We start from the raw sequence: 24,299 nt of genomic DNA, 5'->3' as shown, positions 1-24,299 counted from the left end.
TCTTTATCGGCGCTTGGGTGAAAGGAGGAGGGGCGAAATCTCCCACGGATCTGTACTGCGTCAACAGTCAGAAGCCAGCCTAGTCCCTCCTCCTCCCTTCAAGTACCAAGCATACAAGCCAGCCTGCTGGCGATGGCAATCTCCCAGGCGCCGATGCAATTGCCGATGTCCCCCCAAACCTGTGGGAGCTGGCTTGCCAGCGATGGCGGCCTATGAGCCGACCAGTCTCTTGCAGATGTACTCATTTCCCACTGTGAGTCAGCCTGCTGGCGATGACATCCTGATAACCGACCAATCTCTACCGGCTGCACTCAATCCCTGTGGGAGCCTGGCTTGCCAGCGATGACGCCCTGCCAGCCAACCAATCCCCAGCTGACTTCACCCAATCCCCCTGTGAGAGCCAGCCTGCTGGCGATGACACCCTGATAACCGACCAATCTCTCTCATGGATACTCAACCCCAATGTAAAACCCGCCGAAGGTAAAGCCATTGCGCAGACACCTGGATAACAGCCGAATATCACTCCAAAGGCCCCATCACCTGCCGATACTTCTCCACCCCCTGCACCGTCTGCCGCGTCAACCGAATCTCCAACCCCAGCGGATCCTCCCGCCGATTCCCACTCAACTGTCGCCAACCCTTATCCGTCTCCCAAACCCGCACCTGCGCATCGCTCACTTCATTCAACACCGCCACCCCCGCAGTCGGCGCTGGCAGCGGATAACGGCTGCGACTCGGCGCCACCGCGCGATACAACGTGTCGCCCTTAAGCCACCAACGCACTCGCTGCAACGCACCCGGCTGATCCGCAGCGCTGCGAATAATATCCAGCCGAAACCCCGTGCTATCGCTGCTACGCACAGTAATCGCGGGCGGGGCAGTCGAAGGCTCATCATCAACTCCAGCCTTCTTCGGCTCGCTCAACTCAATCCCGGCGCGCATCTCCACATCCCGCTGCAACTGATTCATCGCCCGCAACAAACTGTCACTCTGCTCGCCGCTAGCCTGCAAATGACCATCCGCCCGCGTCACACTGTCCAGCCCGCGCCAAGCAATCAGACTGACTACCGCCATCAACAGAATCGCCACCATCACTTCGATCAAAGTGAAACCACGTTGGCCGTTCATTGCACGCTAATCCGGCCAGTCGCATCCCGCAGCACACTCAGCCGATTCAGCCCGTCAGACAACGTCACCTGCAGCGGCGGATTAATCCACTCGGCGTTAAGCACGACTTTCTGTTTCGGCTCCACCCGCACCTCCATGTTCGGACTCTGCCAAGTACGCGGACGCAATTGTGCGTCCGACGCGAAATGCTCAAAACCACGACCGCTTTCACTTCGCCGACTGAAACGAAAACCCTTGGCATCACTCAGCCAGGCAATCGCCCGACCATCCGCCCGCGCTTCCGCCTGCGCCACTTGCAGCAACTGCGCCACACGCTCGGCATCCTTGCGCAGCAATTGCAACGGGTCAGGCTTGATACTCAGACTGATCGCCGCACTCGCGATGCCGATGATCACCAGCACCACCATCAACTCGATCAGCGTGAAGCCCTGTTGCTTGAAGGACTGTTGAAAAACCGTCATCAGATGCGCGCTCCTTTGCGTCAACGTTCATCGTGCACGGCCAAGATGTAAGTCATGTGAAATAAAACCGTGAGAATTGCCGCGTAGTCTGTCAGCAGGGACTAAAAGGAGATTCAGCCCATGAAATTCACCGCACGCTTTTCCCCACCGCAAATGCTCCAGGCAGCCGCACTGCTCGCAGCACTGGTCGGCATCGCGACCTGGTCGTCGCTGCTACTGACCACCGCCGAGTCACGCACCCCGGACGCCGCACCGCAACTGCTCGTGGCGCGCAGTGACAGCCCGGCGTTGCAGTGGTTTTCCAATGAGACTGCGCCGGTGGAGATCAAGGTCAGTGGCGTGATGGCGGGGAGTCGGGGGGCGGTGGCGATTCTCAGCCTGAATGACGGGCCGCCGATGAGCTTTTTGCAAGGGGAGCGGGTGAGTGCGGGGGTGAGGTTGGTGGCGGTGGAGGGGGATGCGGTGGTGATAGAGCAGGGTGGGGAAAAGGTGCGGCTGGAGGTGGAGATGTTGGCGGAGGGGGTGGAGATGCCGAGGTTGGTGAGGCCGTGATTGCGGGGTTGGAATCAGTGACTTCAAAAAATGGGACGCATCAACCGCGTCCTACGGAAAATTGAGCATTTTCAGAAAAACAGGGAGTTTTCCGACAGCTTCTGGCGGTTGGCCGTCGGAAGCGCGGCGTCTAGGATTTGCCGGGACAAATTGATCCCTATGGAGCTTGACCAACGTGCTATTCATCCAGCCAGCGACGACAGCGATTGCTTTACCGAATAGACTTCGAGGCATTAAACCCGGAGGTGCCATGATCGACCCGTCTTTGATCGACCCAATGTGCCCAGTCGTCTCGAACCTTGGTCCGGAAGAGCAGGCTGCGAGCTATGACCGTTGGTTGATCGCCAAAGTGCAGGCTTCCATGGAGGATACTCGACCGAGTATTTCAAATGACCAGGTTATGGCGGAGATGCATGCCCTGATTGAAGCAAAGCGTAAAAAACACGATGCAGGTTGAGTGGCAGCCCGAGGCTCGGGCTGATCTCCTGAACATTCTCGACTACATCAGTGACCGCAATTTTGTAGCGGCTAACAGGCTTTCCCAGGCTATCGAAGGCGCTACGATTACCCTCGCTCAACATCCACACCTCTATCGAGTGGGTAGAGCGCCCGGTACCCGCTAGATGGTCGTGCACCCCAATTACCTGATCATTTATCACGCGGTGGGCAGGATAAATATTTTGAGCGTTATACATGCGCGTCAGGAATATTCGTGATTTGTCGCATACTCACTCCGTCATACAACACTTGTTCAAAATAGAAAATAGCGATTTAAAAATGGGGGCTAATTGATTTTCTATAAATAAATCCGTCGCCACCGAATGCCACTGAATGACGAAAACGCGGCTGTTGATGCTGAAGAGTTTCACGTCTACGATTCATTTGGGGTGGTGTCCTTGGTTTGTCGAGATGTGCTCGCAACCATCACCGGAAACCGGGATCAGTCCTTCTCCATTTTATTTGCTTTCCGCTCAAGTGGTTAACGGTTAAGTAGTGTTATTCGAAATATTTATTTTCAGAGAATAAATATTTCCATTTTATTTTGCGCTTTTATGCCCAATTAAGTTTTCGGTTATGTAAATCGGTACGTGAACTCTACTGTTAGGGGTTAAGGTGTTCAATGTTTGGACTTCGTTGATCTTGATTTTAAAAAGTTCGTCAGTGCCTAATTTTGCGAGTTCAAGCTCACCGCTCAGTTCTTCGTAACGCTGAAATATACCGGAAAATTTACGTTTATCAATAAGTTCGCCATCAATTAGTGTGCCTTTTGAAAGCCCTTTCAAAGATGTCACAGTTTCATTGTTCATTTTTTTAGCCTTTATAAAATAGTCGTGAATAGCAAAAATAGCGTGTTCGAAAAATCTTCGCACTGTTATATATGACAGTTTTTTAGTTGTTTTCGCGATAAGTGATTTTTTTATATGACTAGCTACTGCTGAGAACCCAGGATGACGTCGAGATGTGCCGGAAAAAATAGAACGATTCTTGTGGCCGAGGTTGTCAGTTACGCCTGACAACCTCGGCCATTTTGTTTCAGATCTGTTGATCGATAGCGATCAGCCGATCACGTCTTCACCTCAACATTATCCAACGCCTGATTCACCGCCAATTCCCCCAGCATCACAATCTGCGCTATCCCCAGCGCGGTTTTGCGGTGGGCGGGTTCTAGGATGGCGGCGAAGTTCTGCAGCATTTCGCTGGCAGAACCAAGCGATTCGCTGGCGTTGGCCAGGAGGGATTCGGTGTCGTAGGCGGTGTTGGCGATGAACATGGGGTCGTGTTTGTGGTGGCTGCCCATGACTCGTTGTTGTGGGGTGAGGTAGTGGTCGAGGGCGCGTTCTGCGGCTTCGTTGAGGGTTCGCGAGTCGGGGAATTTGTAGGGGGAGACTGGATCGGTTTTTGTTTCTGGTGGATTCGGTGTTGGCTTGATCATGATGTAACTCCAGATGAAAAGTGGAGCCATCACCTTCGCGCTACCAAACGGAGGGTGGTGGCCATACGGAGGTTGGTAGACCGGTCACCTGGATACCCGGCGCGTCCGAGGACGCCCTACGCATGGCCACCATAAACAGAGGACGAAACGATCCCTGCAAAGGTTTGCTATGCGTCAGGTGAACCGGGCTACCAAACCCGATCGCTGCGTTTTACAGCGACCGGCCAACGATAGAACCCACGCCAAAAGCGCACAAGCCGGCGGATTCTGGCGTAGTCGTAGGCAATGACGCAAGGCGTTGTAGGCTTGGTGAAGTAACGGTGGGTGTCTTTAAACGTTGTGTGAGGAATTGGTTAAACGGGTGGATCAAAGGCTGGCCCTCACCCCAGCCCTCTCCCGGTGGGAGAGGGGGCCGACCGAGTTGTCTGGCGTTGTACATCGACCTGAGGAACCGAGTCGATTATGGATTCAACGCATCAGGACAGTCATCGGTCCATCGCGTAACCGTCATGGCATTAAACGGTTCGCGCCCGAAAAACCAGCGGTGAATCTATTTAAGCAGGGACGTAGCCGACCATCACCCTCACGGGTGATGGGTTCGACGCATCGTGCGAATTAGAAATTCGGCGTGTAGGAGAAGCCTTGCGACGCTTCGGTATCGGAGAACGGTACAACCGGCGTTTTCTTGTTGAACAGGCCATTGACGACCGAGCCTGGGAACATTTCGATGGAGTTATTGAACAGTTCGACGTTGCGGTTATAGATAGTGATGGCCGCACCGACGTTTTCTTGTTGTTCGGCAATCTCACGCATCATGTTGTTCGCCGCTTCGGATGCTTTCAGGTCAGGGTAAGCCTCGAAGGTAACGCGCAAGCCACCCATCAGCTCCCTCGAAGCGGTTTCTACTGTCGCGAGGGCGTTGCCGTCCGCTCCAGCAGGCAGGCTGTGGATCGCGCTGCGAAGACCGGTGATTTTTTCGAGGAGGCTGGACTCGAAGACCATGAAGTCTGCGAGCACCTTTTGCAGCTGATCGAGCACCTTTGTCTTCTGGCGTTCGTAAACGAGGACGTCCGACCAGGCACGTTGTACCCGATTGTATCCCCCGATAATGCCGTTGTAGATGACGACGCCCGCTACGATGATGACTACAGCGATAACAACGGCGAGGGTGAGTGTGATGTCCATGGCTTACTTCTCTTGGCGGCTTGTCAGGGGGGAGGAGGCAAAGTTGTCATCGTGCAGTTCGCTGAGTGCATGGCTCCATTGGAGCGCAGACACCAGGCGCGGCAGTTCGATACCCGCAGCAATTTCTGCGTAAAACTCTTTGGGTGAAGACAGCGAATATTGCGTACCGAACGTGAGCAGGTCGCTGCTGGCGAAGCTGAGGCACAGTTTTCCGCTGTCGGCGAACTCCAGGTTCGGAACCTTGAGTACGTTGAATACTTTCAGCAAGTGCAGCACCGTCGAAGGTTTGATGAATTTCGCACAGGTCATCTCGCTGCGCCCGGTCAAACGGAACGCTTTATTGAAATCCGGAGAAGCGGTGTCCATGCGGCTCGGATAGTCGTTTTTTGATTGCCCATCAGTTCTGACTGATACGCCGGTGACCCATGGAAAGTCGATGACCAGACTGTAGCGGTCGTAGTGGTCATACACCACTCGAGTCTGTGTTTTGGTGCCTCCCTTGCCGTCGCTAACGGTGGTTTGTTCCGTTCGTTTGTCGACGTAGTGCAGGCGGTGGTACTCGTAAGGGAGGTTGTGCAGCGGGCCGGTAAATACACCCTGCATCGACTGTTGCAACTCGCGGCTGTAGTTACCCCGCCGGTAATCAGCAAATTGCGCATCCAGCTTGTTGAGGGTATAGCGCGGGTCTGCTTCCAGGCGGGTCAATCCGTTGTGGAAGTAGGATGACAGTCGAGCCATTTTGCTGCTGAGCGAAGGCAAGCGATCAGATTTGGATTTCATCCATGCCAGACTCCCGCCGGTACACACGATGCCGAGCATACAAACGGCCACGCCGAACAAGTCGGGGTCAATTTGCAGACGGTAAAAAAAAGCAGCGACGGTATAGCTATGCACATACTTGGGAAAGGCCACGGTGCTCGCAATCAATAACAGGCCCGCGCCGAAAAACCACCATGCGCGTGCAAAACTGTATTTGAGCGGGCCATTGTATGAGACGAACTCATGGATCGTCTTTAACAGGTCGGCATTCGATTCAGCCGTGGCAAGACTGGCTTCGCTGTCAGCCAGCAACTTGTTTAATCTCGCGTTCTGCGATGTGTTGGCCATGTCAGGTATCCATTGTTTCAGGGATGCCTGGTGCGGGAGCAACGGCCCGGATTGAGGATTTGGCTTTGTTCATAAACTGTCAGAAATGTTGAAAAGGAGTGGACGATACCATTGTTGTGCCATCACCGCTTCTGGTGGATAGCAGGCTTTGGCAGTGGTCGAGCGGATGTCGGGATCGCCTGGTGATTGATTGGGTGTTCTTTCCTGGTACTCCGGAAGCGGAAGCGAGCCCTCACCCCAGCCCTCCCGAAACGTCGGACAGCCCGGAGGGAGAGGGGGCCGACCGAGGTGTCTGGCGTTTTACGTCGACCTGAGCGACCGAGTTGATTATGGATTCAACGCAGTTAGACGGGTTACCACAAGTGAGTGACTAACCCGCGTCGTCTGTAGCTGGTTTTGGAGGCGCATCAGGACACTCATCGGTCCATCGCGTAACCGTCATGTCATTGAGTTCTTCACCAATGGTGTCGACGCGCAGGCAGGCGCCTTTCTTTGAATAGAACAAGATGCAGCGCGAGCTATCAAAAGAGCAGGTATCGAGCTCCAGGAAATTGCGTGCAGCCAATTCCCGTTCCACGCCACTGTATTCATAGCCATCGCTGATGTGCATCGGGGTTGGGTTCCATCCTTGTTTGATCAACTTGGACCTGGCCGCCATCAAACGCTCGCCGACGGCGATACCTGCTGTCGCGCGCTTGTCGTTTGACGGCTGTGAGCCGTCGGCAAACGCGACGGTGGTACTCACGCAGTAAATCGCGACGAGCATGAGGATCGAAGCCTTCATGTGACAGTTTCTCCAGGTGGTTTATAGCTTGCCTTATGCGTCGCGCAGGATGCCTGAGGCGACTGTAGCGCTCGACAATTCTGACGTTCTCCAGCCGCCATAACCTTTGATGATTTGAGCGCAAAGCCCGCAATTCAGAAAACCGGATTTCCCCTACAGCAAACACCGATCCATCCTGCATTCAAACCAGAGTCCGTTCGCCAAAGTCCCCCGTTTTCAGAACGGGACACGGACGTGACCAGACTCATCCCGCAAAGCGAGTTGCATGGCCAACGTGAGCAGATCCTCGATTCCTACCAAGCCATGGAAGACTTCCGACAGGCATTGAATCTCCCGGATGACCTGCCCGGATTCGATGACCTGCTAAACGCCATGGGCCTGCATCGTTCCAACTACATGCAAGCTGCGAATGAGCGAAAACTCATCGATGCGGTGCGTAACGGTGAGTGGGCACTGGTGAAACCTCGCGTAGCTGCGGATAACGGCGGCGCCTCCTGGAACGGCTTCAAGCCCAAACCTGAGCCACCTCCGGCACAACATCTGGTGGAGGAGCACGCCTACACGTTGCCGCAACCTGCGGAATCAGGTTTCCACATCGTTCAGAAAAGCATGACGCTCGAAGCACTCGAGCGGGAGCTTTACGAAATCAGGCCCGGCGACGCACTGCGTCGCGAATTCCGCTCACTCAATCGACATCTCGGTGAGCAAGTCAAGCCAGGGCAAATGGTCTTGTTCAGCGACTCACGCAATTACATGTGCCGGCGCGAAGAAGCACAGATGATGGCCGCAGCGGAAAAGGTCAACGAGGCGCTGAAAGAGCTAACAGATGAAGAAGCTGCGTTCATGGTTGAGCACCATGAGGTGATTGAGCCGTTTCTGGAGGTGTCGGCGGGCACATTGGGCGTTGCGTCATTCATGATCGGCCACCATTTGGAAGGATTGAAAAACACCCTCAAAGAGTTGGAGCAACTGCATCAGCAGCAATACACCCAACATCGCCATCTGCATTCCCCTGAGTTCTTTGCCAAACGCAAACGTCTGATGGCAAAACTGGATGCCAGCCTTGGGCCGCTGGTACGCAAGGGTACCGGTCTGCCAGATCATCCAAAACTCAAACGTGCACTGGGATTGTCCAGCCGCCGAATTGTTCACCGATGGGGCAAAGCAGGTTCATCGGCGCAATTGCCCGGATATGCAACGAACATTGCAGGTGTTGCCAGAGCAGCGAAATACATGAAGGGCGGTGGCTATCTGGGCATTGGTCTGCAACTGGGCGCATCCACCTCAAAAATCTACGAGGTATGCGCCTCAGACCGCGAGGCGGAATGCAGGCAAGTGAAGTTTGTCGAAGGAGGGAAAATGGTTGGCGGTACAGCTGGGGCTCTCGCTGGTGGATATATAGGAGGCAAAGTAGGTTTGGCGGTTTGCGCGAAGTTGAAGGGAGTAGGGAAACTTGTTTGTGTGCTTGTAGTCGGCGCGGCGGGATCGGTGGAAACAGGAACAAAGATGACCGAGCTAGGAGAGTTAGTGGGGCAAGAAATTCATGAGTATTCCGAATAATGGAGATCACCAGCACACTATTCGCCTGGGGCTGTGGGGCGTTGATCCTGCTGGCCTTAATCAACTGCGCAATGATCTTCTACGCCGTCTATACAAAACTCGACGCTCTGGAAAATCACTTTGATGAGTGGCTTCACCTAACCATGTACTCGCGATCTTCAGGTGGGAGTTTTCACTGGAGATCTCTGCGAATGGCAGAAGTCAGCAGGTTGATTACATCCAAGAGTATCCAACGTCAGGAACCTCTGTTGATTGACGCCGTTCAGCGCCTTCCCAAAGGTCTTAAGTTTTGGGCGACGCGTCCATTTCATGTCGGCTATTTCGTGTTCGGTGGGACGACGGTGCTTTGGCATTACGGGAAATACAGAGGTTTTTTGTAATTGGGGCAGAGAGAAAATCAGTGCCTCGATGGAGTCGTTTACGAAGCCACTTCACATGATTGAAATCAAACTTCTGTTTGCGGCTACAAGCATTGCGTTACTGGTTCTGATCATCACCAACGTCCTGGTGATGATCTATGTCGGTTATTTCAAACTTTCCGAAATTGAGTCGCACCTTGAAAACTGTCATCTGCTTCACACCCCCCCGCAGAAAGGAAGTGGCGGTTTTTGGGAACGCAGGTACCGGCTCAATTTGATCACTGCGTTACTTCGTAAACGTCCTTCACGTCTGCTGCTGGATGATCCGAGCGCCATAGAAGATGTCCGGAGCCTTCCGCTGAATTTGCGGCGGTGGGTCGAAATTCCCTATCGATTCAACGCATTTTCTCTGCTGGGAATTCTGGCTTTGTATGGTTGGGCGGAATATCTAGGGTTGCTGAAGTAAGCGCCCTCAATGACGCGCTCGTCTGTCAAACGCCTATCGCGAATAGGCCGGGTGCCGTGGGGGCAATAGCAAAGATAATGACTGCGAAATGGGGACAGATTTATTTTAAGAAACACAATCTGTCCCCTCCAAATGCCCGGAGATGCGTCGCAAAAAGAATTATTTTTGTGGCCGAGGTTGTTGGTTACAACTGACACCCTCGGCCATTTTCTTTTCGTCTGAGCGACAGCGATCAGCCAATCACGTCTTCACCTCGACATTATCCAAGGCCTGATTCACCGCCAATTCCCCCAGCATCACAATCTGCGCTATCCCCAGCGCAGTCTTGCGGTGGGCGGGTTCTAGGGTGGCGGCGAAGTTCTGCAGCATTTCGCTGGCAGAACCAAGCGATTCGCTGGCGTTGGCCAGGAGGGATTCGGTGTCGTAGGCGGTGTTGGCGATGAACATGGGGTCGTGTTTGTGGTGGCTGCCCATGACTCGTTGTTGTGGGGTGAGGTAGTGGTCGAGGGCGCGTTCGGCGGCTTCGTTGAGGGTCCGGGAGTCGGGGAATTTGTAGGGGGAGACTGGGTCGGTTTCTGTTTCTGGTGGATTCGGTGTTGGCTTGATCATAGATGTAGCTCCATATGGGACTTAAGGAGCCATCACCCTCGCTACCAAACGAAGGGTGGTGGCCATACGAAGGTTGGTAGACCGGCCCATATGGAAAATCCGGCGCGCCCGAGGGCGCCCTGCGCATGGCCACCATAAGACAAATGCCGAAAGGGCATCTGCGCATGGTGACGTTATGCGTCATATGGGAAACCGGGCTACCAAACCCGATCACTGTTTTTCAGTGACCCGGCAACAGTAAAACCCGCACCCCAGACGCACAAGCCGGCGGATTCTGGCGTAGTCGTAGGCAATGACGCAAGGCGTTGTAGGCTTGCTGAAGTAACGGTGGGTGTCTTTAAACAGTATTTAAGAAATCGGTTAAACAGGCGCGCCGGGGTGGCCATGACCGGCAAAAGGCAGACATTCAGTCAAGAGGCAGCTAGCGGCCAGAATGGCCATCCTTCAGGATGGTTAGCAGCCATGAAACGGATGTTGAACACCGGCCGCTTTGAACCGAACGAAGCTCTTGAAGGACGTTTGAGAAGCCTATAGCGATCATTCGATCAAGTCGGTTGAACGTGGTTTTGTGAGGGGTGTTCAGAGCTTACCAATGCCTTTAATATCGGCGCCCCTCAAAAATGTCACGGTCAAAACAGTTTGATACAAAACCGAGCGGGCCAAAGGAAATGGAAAGCAGCATTAAGTTATGGAAAAACAGAGCAAGGTCAAACACTGGGCATATCCATTCAAGCTGAAGCGAGCAGGTAGCCAACACGTCGAGGCACAGGATCCCAAGCAGTTCTATGAAGCATTGGCTAAGGCCCACGGCGGGTTCTATCCAATGGGCACTAATGGTTCCTGGCATGGCGGAATTCATTTTGATCAGGGAACGGGAGATGCCCTCGACCAAACGTCAGTGCGCTGCATCGCCGATGGACAGGTGATCGCATATCGCGTCGACGAGACGGCTCCCGTCACAGAGTATTTCGGTGAGCATCCGTTACTTGGAGAGTAATTAATGCGTAATTTACATCTGGCAGCGTACACAGTTTTTGGGCTGGCTTGCCTCTCATCTGCGACGGCGGCTGAATTTGACTACAAACGAGTCTACCAAGCCGATGCAGGAATAATCGGCAAATATGTCGTCAGATATTTGAGAACATTCGATTCTCCATGCGTACGGGTGCAATCGCTCCTGCCGGGGGGCAATGGGAAAATAGTTAAAGAAAAAGAACTATGTTCTATTGACGGCAAGAGCTTTCTCAATGGGTACACTCAGGTTGAATTGAAAAAGGGTGAGTTTCAAGATGGGAAGTTGACTTTTCTGTTTGAAGTGATGCCGCTTGAGCCTGCTCCCGAATTTTTAAAAAAATGTACTGTTCCATTTAATGAGGGAGCGCCTCAGGAACTTGTTTGTGAAACTGTAACGCCATGAGTTGAAAAGAAACACTAAGAAGTTTTGGTAATCATTCATTCCTTACTCCATTCAAAGGGGAGTGTTCCCCTTTGGGTGCGAGGTGATCCTCCTGCTTAACCTGAATGCAGAGTGCCAATTTGAAGATAGTTAAATCTACCCGTTTTGATGATGCCGACGACGATTTGGGGTACGAATACTGTGGTTGTTACTACGATATACATCATGGAGGGGATGTTTTTCTGATCAGGATTTACGATACCGACCTTGGGCTGGCAACAGTAGTACTTCCGACTACGATGTCAAAAAATAGTAGCGCTCAGAGCGCTTGTTCAATTCTTACAATCCGAACTGGGAGTGCTCAGAGTCGCTCTCTACAAGGGCGATTTGGGTAGCTACGCCGAGCTCGACCTCAATAGCTTGGCATTCTGCTCCGCATGAAGTTGCTGGCGAACAAAAACATGGGGAGATGGCCCTAACTGCAGCCTACGGACGTGTCTTGCGTTGTACATCGACCTGAGCGACCGAGTTGATTATGGATTCAACGCAGTTAGACGGATTACCACAACTCAATGATTAACCCGCGTCGGCTGTATCTGGTTTTGGTGGCGCATCAGGACACTCATCGGTCCATCGCGTGACCGTCATGTCATCGAGTTGCTCACCAATGGTGTCGACGCGCAAGCAGGCACCTTTCTTTGAATAGAACAGGATGCAGCGCGAGCTATCAAAAGAGCAGGTATCGAGCTCCAGGAAATTGCGTGCAGCCAACTCCCGCTCCACGCCACTGTATTCATAACCATCGCTGGTGTGCATCGGGGTTGGGTTCCATCCTTGTTTGATCAACTTGAACCTGGCCGCCACCAAACGCTCACCGACGGCGATACCTGCTGTCCCGCGCTTGTCGTTTGACGGCTGTGAGCCGTCGGCAAACGCGACGGTGGTACTCGCGCAGTAAATCGCGACGAGCATGAGGATCGAAGCGTTCATGTGACAGTTTCTCCAGGTGGTTTACAGCTTGCCTTAAGCGTCGCGCAGGATGCCTGAGGCGAAAGTAGCGCTCAACAGTTCTGACGCTCTCCAGCCGCCATAACCATTGATGATTTGAGCGCGAAGCCCGCAACTCAGAAAACCGGATTTCCCCTACAGCAAACACCGATCCATCCTGCATTCAAACCAGAGTCAGTTCGCCAAAGTCCCCCGTTTTCAGAACGGGACACGGACGTGACCAGACTCATCCCGCAAAGCGAGTTGCATGGCCAACGTGAGCAGATCCTCGATTCCTACCAAGCCATGGAAGACTTCCGACAGGCATTGAATCGGCCGGACGATTTGCCGGGATTCGACGACCTGTTAAACGCCATGGGCCTGCATCGTTCCAACTACATGCAAAGCGCGAATCAGCGAAGACTCATCGATGCGGTGCGTAACGGTGAGTGGGCACTGGTGAAACCTCGCGTCGCTGCGGATAACGGCGGCGCCTCCTGGAGCGGCTTCAAGCCCAAACCTGAGCCACCTCCGGCACAACATCTGGTGGAGGAACACGCCTATACCTTGCCGCAACCCGCGGAATCGGGTTTTCACATCGTTCAGAAAAGCATGACGCTCGAAGCACTCGAGCGCGAACTGTACGAAATCACTCCCAGCGATGCACTGCGTCGCGAATTCCGCTCACTCAATCGACATCTCGGTGAGCAGGTCAAGCCTGGGCAAATGGTTTTGTTCAGCGACTCACGCAATTACATGTGCCGGCGCGAAGAAGCGCAGATGATGGCCGCAGCGGACAAGGTCAACGAGGCGCTGAAAGAGCTAACAGATGAAGAAGCTGCGTTCATGGTTGAGCACCATGAGGTGATTGAGCCGTTTCTGGAGGTGTCGGCGGGCACGTTGGGCGTTGCGTCATTCATGATCGGCCACCATCTGGATGGATTGAAAAACACCCTCAAAGAGTTGGAGCGACTGCATCAGCAGCAATACACCCAGCATCGCCATCTGCAATCCCCAGAGTTCTTTGCCAAACGCAAACGTCTGATGGCAAAGCTGGATGCCAGCCTTGGCCCGCTGGTACGCAAAGGCACCGGTCTGCCAGATCATCCAAAACTCAAACGTGCACTGGGATTATCCAGCCGACGAATTGTTCACCGATGGGGCAAAGCAGGTTCATCGGCGCAATTGCCCGGATATGCAACGAACATCGCAGGCGTTGCCAGAGCAGCGAAATACATGAAGGGCGGTGGCTATCTCGGCATTGGTCTGCAACTGGGCGCATCCAGCTCAAAAATCTACGAGGTATGCGTCTCAGACCGCGAGGCGGAATGCAGGCAAGTGAAGTATGTCGAAGGAGGGAAAATGGTCGGCGGTACAGTTGGGGCGCTTGGTGGTGGATATATTGGAGGGAAAGTAGGTTTGGCGGTTTGCGCGAAGTTGAAGGGAGTAGGGAAACTTGTTTGTGTGCTTGTAGTCGGTGCGGCTGGATCGGTGGAAGTAGGCACCCAAGTGACTGAAGGTGGTGAGGTTTTAGGACAAAAAATCTACGAGTACTCCGAATGATAGAAATCACCAGCACATTTTATGCTTGGGCTTGGGGGGTGCTGATCGTCATGGCCTTAATCAACTGCGCAATGATCTTCTACGCCGTCTATACAAAACTCGAAGCTCTGGAAAGCCACTTTGATGAGTGGCTTGACCTGATCACGGACTGGCGGTCTTCAGGGGGGAGTTTTCACTGGAGATCTCTGCGAATGGCAGAAGTCAGCAGATTGATTACATCCAAGAGTATCCACCGTCAGGAACCGTTGCTGATTGACGCCGTTCAGCGCCTTCCCAAAGGTCTTAAGTTCTGGGCGACGCGTCCATTTCATGTCGGGTATTTCGTGTTCGGTGGGACGACGGTGCTTTGGCATTACGGGAAGTACAGAGGCTTTTTGTAATGGGGCAGAGAGAAAATCAGTGCCTCGATGGAATCGTTTACAAAGCCACTGCACGTGATTGAAATCAAACTTCTGTTCGCCGCTACAGGCATTGCGTTACTGGTTCTGATCATCACCAACGTCCTGGTGATGATCTATGTCGGTTATTTCAAACTTTCCGAAATTGAGTCGCACCTTGAAAACTGTCATTTGCTCCACAACAGCCCGCAGAGAGGGAGCGTCGGTTTTTGGGAGCGCAGGTATAGGCTTAATTTGATCACTGCGTTAATTCGTAAACGTCCTTCGCGTCTGCTGCTGGATAATCCGGGCGCCATAGAAGATGTCCGGAATCTTCCGCTGAATTTGCGGCGGTGGGTCGAAATTCCATATCGATCGAATGCATTTTGTCTACTGGGAATTCTGGCTCTGTATGGATGGGCGGAATATCTAGGATTGCTGGAGTAAGCGCCCTCAATGACGCGCTCGTCTGTCAAACACCTATCGCGAATAGGCCGGGTGCCGTGGGGGCAAGAGCAAAGATAATCGAGCGGGTGGATCAAAGGCTTACCCTCACCCCAGCCCTCTCCCGGTGGGAGAGGGGGCCGACCGAGGTGTCTTGCGGGCTGCATCGACCTGAAAGACCTTGGCGATTATGGCTTTGGTGAAAGCCTTCGATTTGGCTTTGTGAGCTCGGCAATTGTGGATTCAATGAACGGCTTTCAGGTCGGTGTAGCTTTCGAATATTCCCGGATCAGTTCCCTCTCCCTCTGGGAGAGGGCTAGGGTGAGGGGCTCTCCGCCCGCATCAACATGGTCTCCAGCCTGGCCAACGCCGGCCCATCCTGCCCACGATCAAACACCTGCACCCCAACCCTCAACAACCGCCCATTCTGCACCGCCCCAATCACCTGCTCACAGCGCAACAACAACCGCCCCTGATCACATTCCAGCGCCTTCATCCCCAACGGCAATCGCCCCTCAAGCCGCAACTCGGCCATACGGCTTTGCGCCGCAATCAAGGCTATCGAGCGGTCGCGCAGCAGGCCGCTGCTCTGGGTCATGATTCCTGCCACGCGCACAGCCGCCGACATGGCCACGGCAATAATCGCCAGTGCCACCAGCACTTCTATCAGGGTGAAGCCCGCTTCTCGGGTACGCGCACGCATAAAAGGTCCAAAACCCAAACACAGCCCTCGACGCTAACCCGCGCGCTTGACGGCTTGACGACGAAAACACCCGAGGATTTTCAACATCCCTGACATATCTTCTTGCAACACTGCGCGTCGAATCGAACCAAGCCAGGGAATGTCGAGATGGATATCGCACCGTTCAAACAGCCTGCACGACCGCCACGGATGACGCGCGCCCAGCAGGGTTTTACGCTGATCGAGATCATGGTCGTGGTGGTGATCCTCGGGATTCTTGCGGCGATGGTGGTGCCCAAAGTGCTTGATCGTCCGGATCAGGCGCGGGCCACGGCAGCCAAGCAGGACATTGGCGGGTTGATGCAGGCGCTCAAGTTGTATCGCCTCGATCACGGCACTTATCCGAGCATGAATCAGGGCTTGAAAGTGTTGGTGGAACGCCCGGCTGACGCGAAAAACAGCAACTGGCGCTCGTACCTCGAACGCTTGCCGAATGACCCGTGGGGCCGTCCTTATCAGTACCTCAACCCCGGCGCCAACGGTGAGATCGACATCTTCTCCCTCGGCGCCGACGGCCAGCCCGACGGCGACGGTGTGAATGCTGATATCGGTTCCTGGCAGCTGTAAGGCCGGCCATGAACAATTCTTCGAACCAGCAGGGGATGGCGATCATCAGTGCGCTGCTGATTGCTGCCGTGGTCGCGGTGATTGCGGCGGGCATGTTGACGCGGCAGAGCATTTCGACCCGTGCGCTTGAGGCTGAACAACTGCGTGTGCAGGGGCGCTGGATTTTGCAGGGTGGGCTGGAATTGAGCCGGCAGATATTGTGGGATGCGCGGCAGCGCGATCCGTTGACCCGGCTCGATCAGCCGTGGGCGCAGCGGTTGAATGTGCAGGGTTTTGAAGGTCGGCTTGAAGACGAGCAGGGCAAGTTCAACTTGCGCAATCTGGTGGCCAATGAGCGTGTCGATGAGGCGCAGGTGCAGGCGTTTCAACGCTTGTGCGAGTTGATCGGGGTCAGCACGGCGTTGAGTCAGCGCATCAGCCAGCGGGTGATTGCTTCTTATCCGAGATTGATCAGTCCGCCATCGGCGCACACCAACGTTGCAAAAAACACGTTCGACAGTGGCCGCAGCACCTCTCCGGATGCCGCACGAAAACCGCAACCGCCGACGCTGCCGATGTTGCGCAACCTCGACGATCTGCGCAGTGTCGACGGCGTCAATGACGCGTTGATCCTCAAGCTCGCACCCTACCTGACGGTGATCCCGGCGACCACTTGGCTCAACGGCAACACGGCCACCGCGCCTGTGCTGGCGGCGTATGTGCCGGGGTTGTCGCTGGAGCGCGCGCAGGCGTTGATCAATGAGCGTGACGCCGGGCGCTGGTTCATCAATCGCGGCGATTTCGTTAACCGCTTGCGTCAGCCCGAGCTGGATGTCACCAGCATCAAGGTCGGCATCACCAGCGACTGGTTTCGCCTGCGCGGCGAGGCCCGGCGGGATCAGCGGCGGGTCAATCTGGATGCGTTGCTGCATCGCAGTCAGGATCGACTGCCGCAGGTGATTTGGTCGCGGGTGGGCGTATGAGCCAGTTGCGCGTGGGTCTGCCGCCATTGGCGCAGTTGAGTCTGGACAGTCAGCTGGATTGTGTGTGGCTGGATCGGCAAAGTCAGATCGTGCGCCAGGAATCAAAAAGCCTTGAGCAACTGCCGAAGCAGTCCGCGCTGGTGTGTTTTCTGCACCCGGCAGACAGCCTGTTGGCAAGCATCGAGTTGCCCCCGTTGCCGGCGAATAAAATCGTGGCTGCCGTGCAGTGTGCGGCGCAGGCCTTGATGCTCGGCGACAGTGCTGACATGCACATCGCCCACGGCCCGCGCGGTGAAACGGGCCAAGTGCAAATGGCCTGGCTGCAAAGAAAGGATCTGCAACACCTCGGCCAGTTACTGCGCGATACCGGGTTGAGCCTCAAAGGTCTGTACCCGGCCGCCTACAGTTTGCCGGTGATCGAGGGCGGGGTCGGCTGCCTGCACGACGAGCATCTGGTGTTGCGCGAGAGCCTGCATGTAGCGCAAGTCCAGCCGCTGATCGATGACGACTGGCAGATGCAAACCGGTCTGCCCGCACACTGGGTCGGTGATCCGGCGCCGCAGACCGGGCAGTCGCTATTAGCCGATTCGCAGCGCTGGGCTGGGTCGCTACCAAGTTGGGGTTTGCACGGCGGCATCCAGCAACAACGTCGCGAACACCGAGGCTGGGGCAGGGCGGTCGGTTGCTGCGCTCTGGCGCTGGCAGTGTGGGTGATCGGCCTCAATCTGTACGCCGCGCGCGAGGCCGGGCAGGGCCAGCAGCTCAAGGCGCAGATGAGTCAGCGGGTGAAGCAGGCGTTCCCGCAAATTCCGGTGATCCTCAATCCGCTGCAACAGGCCCGTCAGCAGATCGCTGCACAGAAGCAAGGCGCGGCGGACGAGCCGGGTCAGGATTTCAATCGGCTGGTGTTGCAGGCCGGCATTGGCATGCCGTTCATGGCCGGCAGCGTGCAGCGCCTGACATTCGCCGACGGCGCTTTGCAGTTGAGTCTGCTGGCCGAAGCGCGGCGCGGTGACAAGGAGTGGCAAAACACCTTGGCCCAGGCCGGGATCAGCGTCAGCGCGAATGACGACGGTTGGACTTTGCGCCCGGCCGGTGAAGCCACCGCGACAGAAGCCGACGACACCAGCGGAGCCGAAGATGAATAGCGCAACGCTGACCAAATACCGCGCCACCTGGCAACGCTTCGCGAGTCAATTACAGGCACGCTGGCAGCCTCTGGCATTGCGCGAAAAACGCATGGTTGGCGGCGTGGCCGTGCTGGTGATCGGCTGGCTGGTGTGGGTCGCATTGATCCAACCGCCACTGAAAAAAATCACTTACTGGCAAGCCGAAACGCCGAAGTTGCGCGCGCAGACAGAAGCGTTGGAAGTCTTGCTGCGCGAGGTCAGCGTGCGTCCGCAGGGGCAGAGCGTTGAGCAATCGCTAGAGCAAACCCTGCAAGCCAGCGGCCTCGGCGGGCATTTTCAGTTAGAGGCCGGGCCATCCGGCACCTGGCTGCTGACGTTCGACGCCGCGCCTGCCGACGCCGCAATCGATTGGCTGTTGGCCAACCCTCGGCAATTTTCACTGCAAGTGGTCGAGGCCCGTTTGCAACGTGCAGACGAAGCCAAAACCGATGACACCGCCGGCACTTTGTCGGGCACCGTTCGCATGGATCAGGCGCTGGGCGCTAAGGAAGCTTCATGAGTGGGTCAGGATCCAACGCGAAACGTATGTCGCTGTCGCTGCTGTTTCTGGCATTGAGCGCGTGCAGCAACACCACGCCATCGAATCAACCGCCACTGCTGGTCGACAGCGAGCTCGGCCGACCGCTGGCCAACACCCAGCGCAGCGGCGATGCGGTGCTCGACCGTGAGCGGGCGCAAGCTCAGGCCCGGCCTGCACCGAAGCAGTTGCACAACATCAGTGAGCGCGGCCGCACCGGTGGATCGAGCCGTGGCGCGGCGCTACCGAGCAATCCACTGGGCGATCAGCCGGTGACGCTGAATTTTGTCGATGCGGACATTCAAGCGGTGGTGCGTGCGTTGTCGCGCTCCACCGGCCAGCAGTTTCTGGTCGATCCACGGGTCAAGGGCACTCTGACGCTGGTGTCGGAAGGTCAGGTGCCGGCGCGGCAGGCGTACGACATGCTGCTGGCGGCGTTGCGCATGCAGGGTTTCAGCGTGGTCGATGTCGGCGGTGTGGCGCAGGTGGTGCCGGAGGCCGATGCGAAACTGCTCGGCGGACCGATTTACAGTGCCGACAAACCGGGCGGCAATGGCATGCTCACGCGCACTTTTCGTTTGCAATACGAGAACGCGGTGAACCTGATTCCGGTGCTGCGTCCAATCGTCTCGCCGAACAATCCGATCAACGCCTATCCCGGCAACAACACCATCGTTGTCACCGATTACGCCGAGAACCTCACGCGGGTTGCGCAGTTGATCGAGGGCATCGACACGCCGAGTGCCATCGACACTGACGTGGTGCAGATCCAGAACGGCATTGCCGCCGACATCGCGCCGATGGTTGCTGACTTGCTTGATGCACCGGGCAACGATCCGACGCAGAAAATCGCCGTGATCGGTGACCCTCGCTCGAACACCATCATCATTCGCGCCGGCAGTCCGGAGCGCACCGAGCTGGCGCGCAACCTGATCTACAAACTCGACAACGCGCAGAGCAATCCGAGCAATCTGCATGTGGTTTATCTGCGCAACGCCCAAGCGGCAAAACTGGCGCAGGCACTGCGCGGCTTGCTGACTGGCGAAAGCGACAGCGGCACCAGCGACAGTGCGCGTTCGGTGCTCAGTGCGATGGGCAGCACCAGCAATTCTGGCGGCGGGCAGAATGGCCAGAGTGGCACGCAAACCTCTGGCACAACCGCCACAACAAACGCGGGAAGCACCGGCGGCAGCTACGCACAAGGCAGCACCAGCGGCAGCAGCACCACCCAAAGCACAGAACAGAACGTTGCCTTCAGCGCTGGCGGTGTAACCATTCAGGCCGACGCCACCACCAACACCTTGCTGATTTCCGCCCCGGAACCGGTGTATCGCAACCTGCGCGAAGTCATCGACCTGCTCGACCAGCGCCGCGCGCAAGTGGTGATCGAAAGCCTGATCGTCGAAGTCGGCGAGGACGATGCCAGCGAGTTTGGCGTGCAATGGCAGACCGGCAATCTCGGTGGCAACGGCGTGATCGGCGGCGCCAACCTCGGTGGCTCGGGGATCAATCTGAATGGCAAGACCAGCCTCGACGTGCTGCCGCAAGGGCTGAACCTCGGTTACGTCAACGGCACCGTGGATATTCCGGGGATCGGCAAGATTCTCGACCTGAAAGTGCTGGCCCGCGCATTGAAGAGCAAGGGCGGCACCAACGTGCTGTCGACGCCAAACCTGCTGACCCTGGACAACGAAGCGGCGAGCATTTTTGTCGGCCAGACCATTCCGTTTGTCAGCGGCAGCTACGTGACTGGTGGCGGTGGCACCAGCAACAATCCGTTCCAGACTGTCACCCGTGAAGAGGTGGGGCTGAAGCTCAACGTGCGGCCGCAGATTTCAGAGGGCGGCACGGTCAAGCTCGACATTTATCAGGAGGTCAGCAGCATCGACGAACGCGCCTCCAACAGCGCAACGGCGGCGGGCATCGTCACCAACAAACGCGCGATCGACACCAGCATTTTGCTCGACGACGGGCAGATCATGGTCCTTGGTGGGTTGCTGCAGGACGGCTATAGCCAGAGCAATGACGCGGTGCCGTGGCTGTCGACCATTCCGGGGATCGGCGCGCTGTTTCGCAACGAGCGCCGAGCGATCACCAAGACCAATCTGATGGTGTTCCTGCGCCCGTACATCATCCGCGACAGCGCGGCGGGGCGCAGCATCACCCTCAACCGCTACGACTTCATGCGCCGCGCGCAGGGCGGGCTGCAACCGGAACGCAGCTGGGCCATGCCCGACATGCAGGCGCCGCAATTACCGAGCGCCGCGCAAGGCGTGCCGATGCCGACTTCGGGACCGCGCGCAACCATCAAAGCAGTGCCGATCCAATGATCCCCCCGATTCTGAATCCAGTGATACCTGTGGCGAGGGAGCTTGCTCCCGCTGGGCTGCGCAGCAGACCCAAACCCTGCAACCGAATGTTTGCAGGCACACCGAGCATGCTGGATTTACGGGTGCTTCGCCCCCGAGCGGGAGCAAGCTCCCTCGCCACAGGGGATTGTGTGGAGGTTGGAGGATGAGTGTTTTGCCTTATGTCTGGGCCAAGGCGCAGCGCATTCTGTTGCGGGACGGGGTGTTGACGGTGTGTCCGTCCACGCCCGGTTGGTCGATCAGCGAAGTGCGCCGTCAGTTCGGCCCGGCGCGGGTCGAGCGGGTGCGGGATGATGAACTCGACGGCCTGCTCGCGGCGGCTTACGCAGATACCGGCAGTGCGGCAGCGGTGGTCGGCGCGGCGGAGAACGAAGTCGATCTCGACCGTATGCTGCAGGACATGCCGGAAATCACCGACCTGCTCGACACCCAGGACGGCGCGCCGGTGATTCGCATGATCAACGCTTTGCTCACGCAAGCGGCGCGCGATGAGGCCAGCGACATTCACATCGAGCCGTTCGAAACCCATTCGGTGGTGCGCTACCGCGTCGATGGCACGCTGCGCGATGTGGTCTCGCCGCGCAAGGCGCTGCACGGTGCCCTGGTGTCGCGGATCAAGATCATGGCGCAACTCGACATCGCCGAAAAACGTCTGCCGCAGGATGGTCGCATCGCGTTGCGGGTGGCGGGGCGGCCAATCGATATTCGTGTCTCCACCGTGCCCACCGGCCACGGCGAACGCGTGGTGATGCGTTTGCTCGATAAACAGGCCGGCCGCCTGCACCTCGAAACCCTCGGCATGGATGCGCAGGTGCTGGCCAAACTCGACCACCTGATCCGCCAGCCGCACGGCATCGTGTTGGTTACCGGCCCGACCGGCAGCGGCAAAACCACCAGCCTGTACGCCGCATTGGCGCGACTGGATGCGAGCACCAGCAACATCCTTACGGTGGAAGATCCGGTCGAATACGATCTGCCGGGGATCAGCCAGATCCAGGTCAACGCCAAGATCGACATGACCTTTGCCCTCGCATTGCGGGCGATTCTGCGGCAAGACCCGGACATCATCATGATCGGCGAAATCCGCGATCTGGAAACCGCACAAATCGCGGTGCAGGCCTCGCTTACCGGGCACTTGGTGTTGGCAACGCTGCACACCAACGACGCGGTGTCGGCGGTCAATCGCCTGATCGACATGGGCGTCGAGCCGTTTTTGCTCGCGTCTTCCATGCTCGGGGTTTTGGCCCAGCGGCTGGTGCGACGCCTGTGCAATCACTGCAAACAGGAAGACCCTGTCGCGCCCGGAACCTGGCGCCCGGTTGGCTGTGCGGCGTGCAACCAGACCGGCTACAGCGGCCGCACCGGTATTCACGAATTGTTTTGCATCGACGACGACATCCGCACCCTGATTCACCAAGGGGCAGGGGAGCAGGCGTTGCGTGCGGCAGCGAACAAGGCCGGGATGTTCAGCCTGCGCGAGGACGGTGAGCGCTGGATCCGCAGCGGTGCTACCGCTCCCGAAGAAATCCTGCGCGTGACACGGGACGCCTGATGAATCGCTATCGTTTTGAAGCCGCCGACGCCAACGGCAAGATCGAATCCGGGCATCTGGAAGCCGACAGTCAAAGCGCCGCGTTTGGCGTGTTGCGTGGTCGGGGTCTGACCGCGTTGTCGGTGGCCAAAGAAAGCAATGTGTCCAACCAGAGCAGCGGGGGAATGTTCAGCGCCAAGCTCTCGGATAACGATCTGGCCTGGGCCACGCGGCAACTGTCGAGCCTGCTCGGCGCCAGTCTTCCATTAGAAGCCGCGCTGAGCGCCACGGTAGAGCAGGCCGATAAAAAACATATCGCGCATACCCTTAGCGGCGTGCGCGCGGATGTGCGCAGCGGTATGCGGCTGGCTGAGGCGCTGGCGGCGCGGCCACGGGATTTTCCCGAGATCTACCGCGCGTTGATTGCGGCGGGTGAGGAGTCCGGTGATCTGGCTCAGGTGATGGAACGGCTGGCCGATTACATCGAAGAACGCAACAACTTGCGCGGCAAGATCCTCACTGCGTTTATCTATCCCGGCGTGGTCGGACTGGTGTCGATTGGCATCGTGATCTTCCTGCTCAGCTACGTGGTGCCGCAGGTGGTCAGCGCGTTTTCCCAGGCGCGCCAGGATCTGCCGGGGCTGACGCTGGCGATGCTCACCGCGAGTGATTTCATTCGCGGCTGGGGCTGGTTATGTGCGGCTGTCATGGCGGGGGCTTTCTGGAGTTGGCGCTTGTATCTGCGCAACCCGGCGGCGCGCTTGGCCTGGCATCATCGGGTGCTCAAGTTACCTTTGATCGGGCGTTTCATATTGGGCCTGAACACTGCGCGTTTTGCCTCGACCCTGGCGATTCTTGGCGGCGCGGGTGTGCCGTTGTTGCGCGCGCTGGAAGCTGCACGGCAGACGCTGTCCAACGACCGCCTGAGTCTGAGCGTGAGTGAGGCCACAGCCAAAGTGCGCGAGGGCGTGAATCTGGCGGCGGCGCTGCGCGTGGAGAACGTGTTTCCGCCGGTGCTGATACACCTGATTGCAAGCGGCGAGAAAACCGGTGCGCTTCCACCGATGCTTGAGCGCGCGGCGCAGACCTTGTCGCGCGATATCGAACGGCGGGCGATGGGCATGACCGCGCTGCTTGAACCGCTGATGATTGTGGTGATGGGCGCGGTGGTGCTGGTGATTGTGATGGCGGTGCTGTTGCCGATCATCGAGATCAATCAACTCGTCCAATAGTGGTGTGTCTGTTTACTTGATGTTGCCTGGGCTGACGCCATCGCTGGCAAGCCAGCTCCCACAGGTTTTTGTGTTGTGTAGGAGATTGCATTAACAACACCGACCACTGTGGGAGCTGGCTTGCCAGCGATAGCGTCAGTTTGAGCAATAAAAATTCAGGTTTATTTCACCAGCCCGAGCATCACCCGAGCGCCGATCCGGCCATCCTCGGGTTCACCTTTGTGTCATCTGCAACGGCCCTTCACGGCCTGTGGCTGATCTGCGTGAAAACCTTGTGC

The 24,299-nt window shown here is 56.7% G+C and carries 28 protein-coding genes; 18 read left to right on the top strand and 10 right to left on the bottom strand.

Going from position 1 to position 24,299, the window contains the following annotated elements:
- Positions 1 to 519: 519 nt before the first annotated feature.
- Together ACP7BN_RS24775 and gspH are read right to left on the bottom strand one after the other, a co-directional pair.
- Positions 520 to 1,128 (bottom strand): prepilin-type N-terminal cleavage/methylation domain-containing protein, encoded by a 609-nt coding sequence (locus ACP7BN_RS24775; RefSeq protein WP_426206475.1) that lies wholly within the window; start codon positions 1,126 to 1,128, stop codon positions 520 to 522.
- A complete protein-coding gene (gene gspH, locus ACP7BN_RS24770) occupies positions 1,125 to 1,589 on the bottom strand; it encodes a type II secretion system minor pseudopilin GspH (protein WP_426206474.1) in 465 nt (154 codons plus the stop codon). Before gspH ends, ACP7BN_RS24775 begins: the two co-directional genes overlap by 4 nt.
- Before the next feature lie 120 nt (positions 1,590 to 1,709).
- Here gspH and ACP7BN_RS24765 point away from each other — a divergent pair, with 120 nt between their 5' ends.
- The 3 genes from ACP7BN_RS24765 (at position 1,710) to ACP7BN_RS24755 (ending at position 2,764) form a co-directional block, all read left to right on the top strand.
- The gene (locus ACP7BN_RS24765; protein WP_426206473.1) at positions 1,710 to 2,141 is read left to right on the top strand and encodes a type II secretion system protein N; all 432 of its coding nucleotides are present in this window, start codon (positions 1,710 to 1,712) and stop codon (positions 2,139 to 2,141) included.
- Between the two features lie 250 nt (positions 2,142 to 2,391).
- On the top strand, positions 2,392 to 2,598 hold the full coding sequence (locus ACP7BN_RS24760; protein WP_426206472.1) for an antitoxin: 207 nt from the start codon (positions 2,392 to 2,394) through the stop codon (positions 2,596 to 2,598).
- Positions 2,588 to 2,764, top strand: coding sequence for a type II toxin-antitoxin system RelE/ParE family toxin (locus ACP7BN_RS24755; protein ID WP_426206478.1), 177 nt, complete (start codon positions 2,588 to 2,590; stop codon positions 2,762 to 2,764). The genes ACP7BN_RS24760 and ACP7BN_RS24755 overlap by 11 nt, the downstream gene beginning before the upstream one ends.
- Before the next feature lie 414 nt (positions 2,765 to 3,178).
- On the opposite strand, the gene ACP7BN_RS24750 is transcribed toward ACP7BN_RS24755, so the two are convergent.
- The 5 genes from ACP7BN_RS24750 to ACP7BN_RS24730 all read right to left on the bottom strand — a co-directional run bounded on the left by ACP7BN_RS24750 (position 3,179) and on the right by ACP7BN_RS24730 (position 7,150).
- The gene (locus ACP7BN_RS24750) at positions 3,179 to 3,448 is read right to left on the bottom strand and encodes a hypothetical protein (RefSeq protein WP_426206471.1); all 270 of its coding nucleotides are present in this window, start codon (positions 3,446 to 3,448) and stop codon (positions 3,179 to 3,181) included.
- 257 nt (positions 3,449 to 3,705) lie between these two features.
- Positions 3,706 to 4,074, bottom strand: coding sequence for a DUF6124 family protein (locus ACP7BN_RS24745; RefSeq protein WP_426206470.1), 369 nt, complete (start codon positions 4,072 to 4,074; stop codon positions 3,706 to 3,708).
- Between the two features lie 615 nt (positions 4,075 to 4,689).
- Entirely contained in the window at positions 4,690 to 5,259 is a 570-nt protein-coding gene (locus tag ACP7BN_RS24740) for a LemA family protein (protein WP_426206469.1), read from the bottom strand.
- Positions 5,260 to 5,262: 3 nt separating this feature from the next.
- Positions 5,263 to 6,366, bottom strand: a complete 1,104-nt coding sequence (locus tag ACP7BN_RS24735) for a hypothetical protein (protein ID WP_426206468.1) — start codon at positions 6,364 to 6,366, stop codon at positions 5,263 to 5,265.
- A gap of 370 nt (positions 6,367 to 6,736) precedes the next feature.
- Positions 6,737 to 7,150 carry a hypothetical protein gene (locus ACP7BN_RS24730; protein ID WP_426206467.1) on the bottom strand — a complete coding sequence of 138 codons (414 nt, stop codon included), beginning with the start codon at positions 7,148 to 7,150 and terminating at the stop codon, positions 6,737 to 6,739.
- Between the two features lie 234 nt (positions 7,151 to 7,384).
- Here ACP7BN_RS24730 and ACP7BN_RS24725 point away from each other — a divergent pair, with 234 nt between their 5' ends.
- Genes ACP7BN_RS24725 through ACP7BN_RS24715 form a run of 3 tightly spaced genes read left to right on the top strand, consistent with a single transcriptional unit; the run spans position 7,385 to position 9,535 of the window.
- Positions 7,385 to 8,710: a hypothetical protein gene (locus ACP7BN_RS24725; RefSeq protein WP_426206466.1), complete on the top strand. Its 1,326-nt coding sequence runs from the start codon at positions 7,385 to 7,387 to the stop codon at positions 8,708 to 8,710.
- A complete protein-coding gene (locus ACP7BN_RS24720) occupies positions 8,710 to 9,090 on the top strand; it encodes a hypothetical protein (RefSeq protein WP_426206465.1) in 381 nt (126 codons plus the stop codon). The genes ACP7BN_RS24725 and ACP7BN_RS24720 overlap by 1 nt, the downstream gene beginning before the upstream one ends.
- Before the next feature lie 55 nt (positions 9,091 to 9,145).
- Complete coding sequence (locus tag ACP7BN_RS24715) at positions 9,146 to 9,535, top strand: hypothetical protein (protein ID WP_426206464.1); 390 nt, start codon at positions 9,146 to 9,148, stop codon at positions 9,533 to 9,535.
- Between the two features lie 240 nt (positions 9,536 to 9,775).
- Here the strand turns inward: ACP7BN_RS24715 and ACP7BN_RS24710 are convergent, their stop codons facing one another.
- The gene (locus ACP7BN_RS24710) at positions 9,776 to 10,144 is read right to left on the bottom strand and encodes a DUF6124 family protein (RefSeq protein WP_426206463.1); all 369 of its coding nucleotides are present in this window, start codon (positions 10,142 to 10,144) and stop codon (positions 9,776 to 9,778) included.
- Between the two features lie 688 nt (positions 10,145 to 10,832).
- Here ACP7BN_RS24710 and ACP7BN_RS24705 point away from each other — a divergent pair.
- Together ACP7BN_RS24705 and ACP7BN_RS24700 are read left to right on the top strand one after the other, a co-directional pair.
- On the top strand, positions 10,833 to 11,141 hold the full coding sequence (locus ACP7BN_RS24705) for a hypothetical protein (RefSeq protein WP_426206462.1): 309 nt from the start codon (positions 10,833 to 10,835) through the stop codon (positions 11,139 to 11,141).
- Positions 11,142 to 11,144: 3 nt separating this feature from the next.
- Positions 11,145 to 11,561 carry a hypothetical protein gene (locus ACP7BN_RS24700; RefSeq protein ID WP_426206461.1) on the top strand — a complete coding sequence of 139 codons (417 nt, stop codon included), beginning with the start codon at positions 11,145 to 11,147 and terminating at the stop codon, positions 11,559 to 11,561.
- Positions 11,562 to 12,116: 555 nt separating this feature from the next.
- Here ACP7BN_RS24700 and ACP7BN_RS24695 read toward each other — a convergent pair.
- Entirely contained in the window at positions 12,117 to 12,530 is a 414-nt protein-coding gene (locus tag ACP7BN_RS24695; protein WP_426206460.1) for a hypothetical protein, read from the bottom strand.
- Positions 12,531 to 12,764: 234 nt separating this feature from the next.
- Between ACP7BN_RS24695 and ACP7BN_RS24690 the strand changes: the two genes are divergently transcribed.
- From ACP7BN_RS24690 to ACP7BN_RS24680, 3 genes are read left to right on the top strand one after another with little or no spacing between them, the layout of a single operon-like run.
- A complete protein-coding gene (locus ACP7BN_RS24690) occupies positions 12,765 to 14,090 on the top strand; it encodes a hypothetical protein (protein WP_426206459.1) in 1,326 nt (441 codons plus the stop codon).
- Positions 14,087 to 14,470: a hypothetical protein gene (locus ACP7BN_RS24685; protein WP_426206458.1), complete on the top strand. Its 384-nt coding sequence runs from the start codon at positions 14,087 to 14,089 to the stop codon at positions 14,468 to 14,470. Before ACP7BN_RS24690 ends, ACP7BN_RS24685 begins: the two co-directional genes overlap by 4 nt.
- A 54-nt stretch (positions 14,471 to 14,524) precedes the next feature.
- Complete coding sequence (locus ACP7BN_RS24680; protein ID WP_426206457.1) at positions 14,525 to 14,914, top strand: hypothetical protein; 390 nt, start codon at positions 14,525 to 14,527, stop codon at positions 14,912 to 14,914.
- A 313-nt stretch (positions 14,915 to 15,227) separates the two neighbouring features.
- On the opposite strand, the gene gspI is transcribed toward ACP7BN_RS24680, so the two are convergent.
- Complete coding sequence (gspI, locus tag ACP7BN_RS24675) at positions 15,228 to 15,614, bottom strand: type II secretion system minor pseudopilin GspI (protein WP_426206456.1); 387 nt, start codon at positions 15,612 to 15,614, stop codon at positions 15,228 to 15,230.
- A 147-nt stretch (positions 15,615 to 15,761) separates the two neighbouring features.
- Between gspI and gspG the strand changes: the two genes are divergently transcribed.
- The 7 genes from gspG to gspF all read left to right on the top strand — a co-directional run bounded on the left by gspG (position 15,762) and on the right by gspF (position 24,021).
- Entirely contained in the window at positions 15,762 to 16,220 is a 459-nt protein-coding gene (gene gspG, locus ACP7BN_RS24670) for a type II secretion system major pseudopilin GspG (protein WP_426206455.1), read from the top strand.
- Positions 16,221 to 16,228: 8 nt separating this feature from the next.
- Complete coding sequence (gene gspK / locus ACP7BN_RS24665; protein ID WP_426206454.1) at positions 16,229 to 17,182, top strand: type II secretion system minor pseudopilin GspK; 954 nt, start codon at positions 16,229 to 16,231, stop codon at positions 17,180 to 17,182.
- Positions 17,179 to 18,330: a type II secretion system protein GspL gene (gene gspL / locus ACP7BN_RS24660; protein ID WP_426206453.1), complete on the top strand. Its 1,152-nt coding sequence runs from the start codon at positions 17,179 to 17,181 to the stop codon at positions 18,328 to 18,330. The genes gspK and gspL overlap by 4 nt, the downstream gene beginning before the upstream one ends.
- Positions 18,323 to 18,871 carry a type II secretion system protein GspM gene (gene gspM / locus ACP7BN_RS24655; RefSeq protein ID WP_426206452.1) on the top strand — a complete coding sequence of 183 codons (549 nt, stop codon included), beginning with the start codon at positions 18,323 to 18,325 and terminating at the stop codon, positions 18,869 to 18,871. The genes gspL and gspM overlap by 8 nt, the downstream gene beginning before the upstream one ends.
- Positions 18,868 to 21,219 carry a type II secretion system secretin GspD gene (gene gspD / locus ACP7BN_RS24650; RefSeq protein WP_426206451.1) on the top strand — a complete coding sequence of 784 codons (2,352 nt, stop codon included), beginning with the start codon at positions 18,868 to 18,870 and terminating at the stop codon, positions 21,217 to 21,219. The genes gspM and gspD overlap by 4 nt, the downstream gene beginning before the upstream one ends.
- A gap of 184 nt (positions 21,220 to 21,403) precedes the next feature.
- Positions 21,404 to 22,810: a type II secretion system ATPase GspE gene (gene gspE, locus ACP7BN_RS24645; RefSeq protein ID WP_426206450.1), complete on the top strand. Its 1,407-nt coding sequence runs from the start codon at positions 21,404 to 21,406 to the stop codon at positions 22,808 to 22,810.
- Positions 22,810 to 24,021, top strand: coding sequence for a type II secretion system inner membrane protein GspF (gspF, locus tag ACP7BN_RS24640; protein WP_426206449.1), 1,212 nt, complete (start codon positions 22,810 to 22,812; stop codon positions 24,019 to 24,021). Before gspE ends, gspF begins: the two co-directional genes overlap by 1 nt.
- Positions 24,022 to 24,299: the final 278 nt, after the last annotated feature.

The sequence above is a fragment of the Pseudomonas sp. TWP3-1 genome (genome assembly GCF_049896625.1).
Taxonomy (GTDB): domain Bacteria; phylum Pseudomonadota; class Gammaproteobacteria; order Pseudomonadales; family Pseudomonadaceae; genus Aquipseudomonas.
This window is presented reverse-complemented; position numbering and strand designations above follow the sequence as displayed.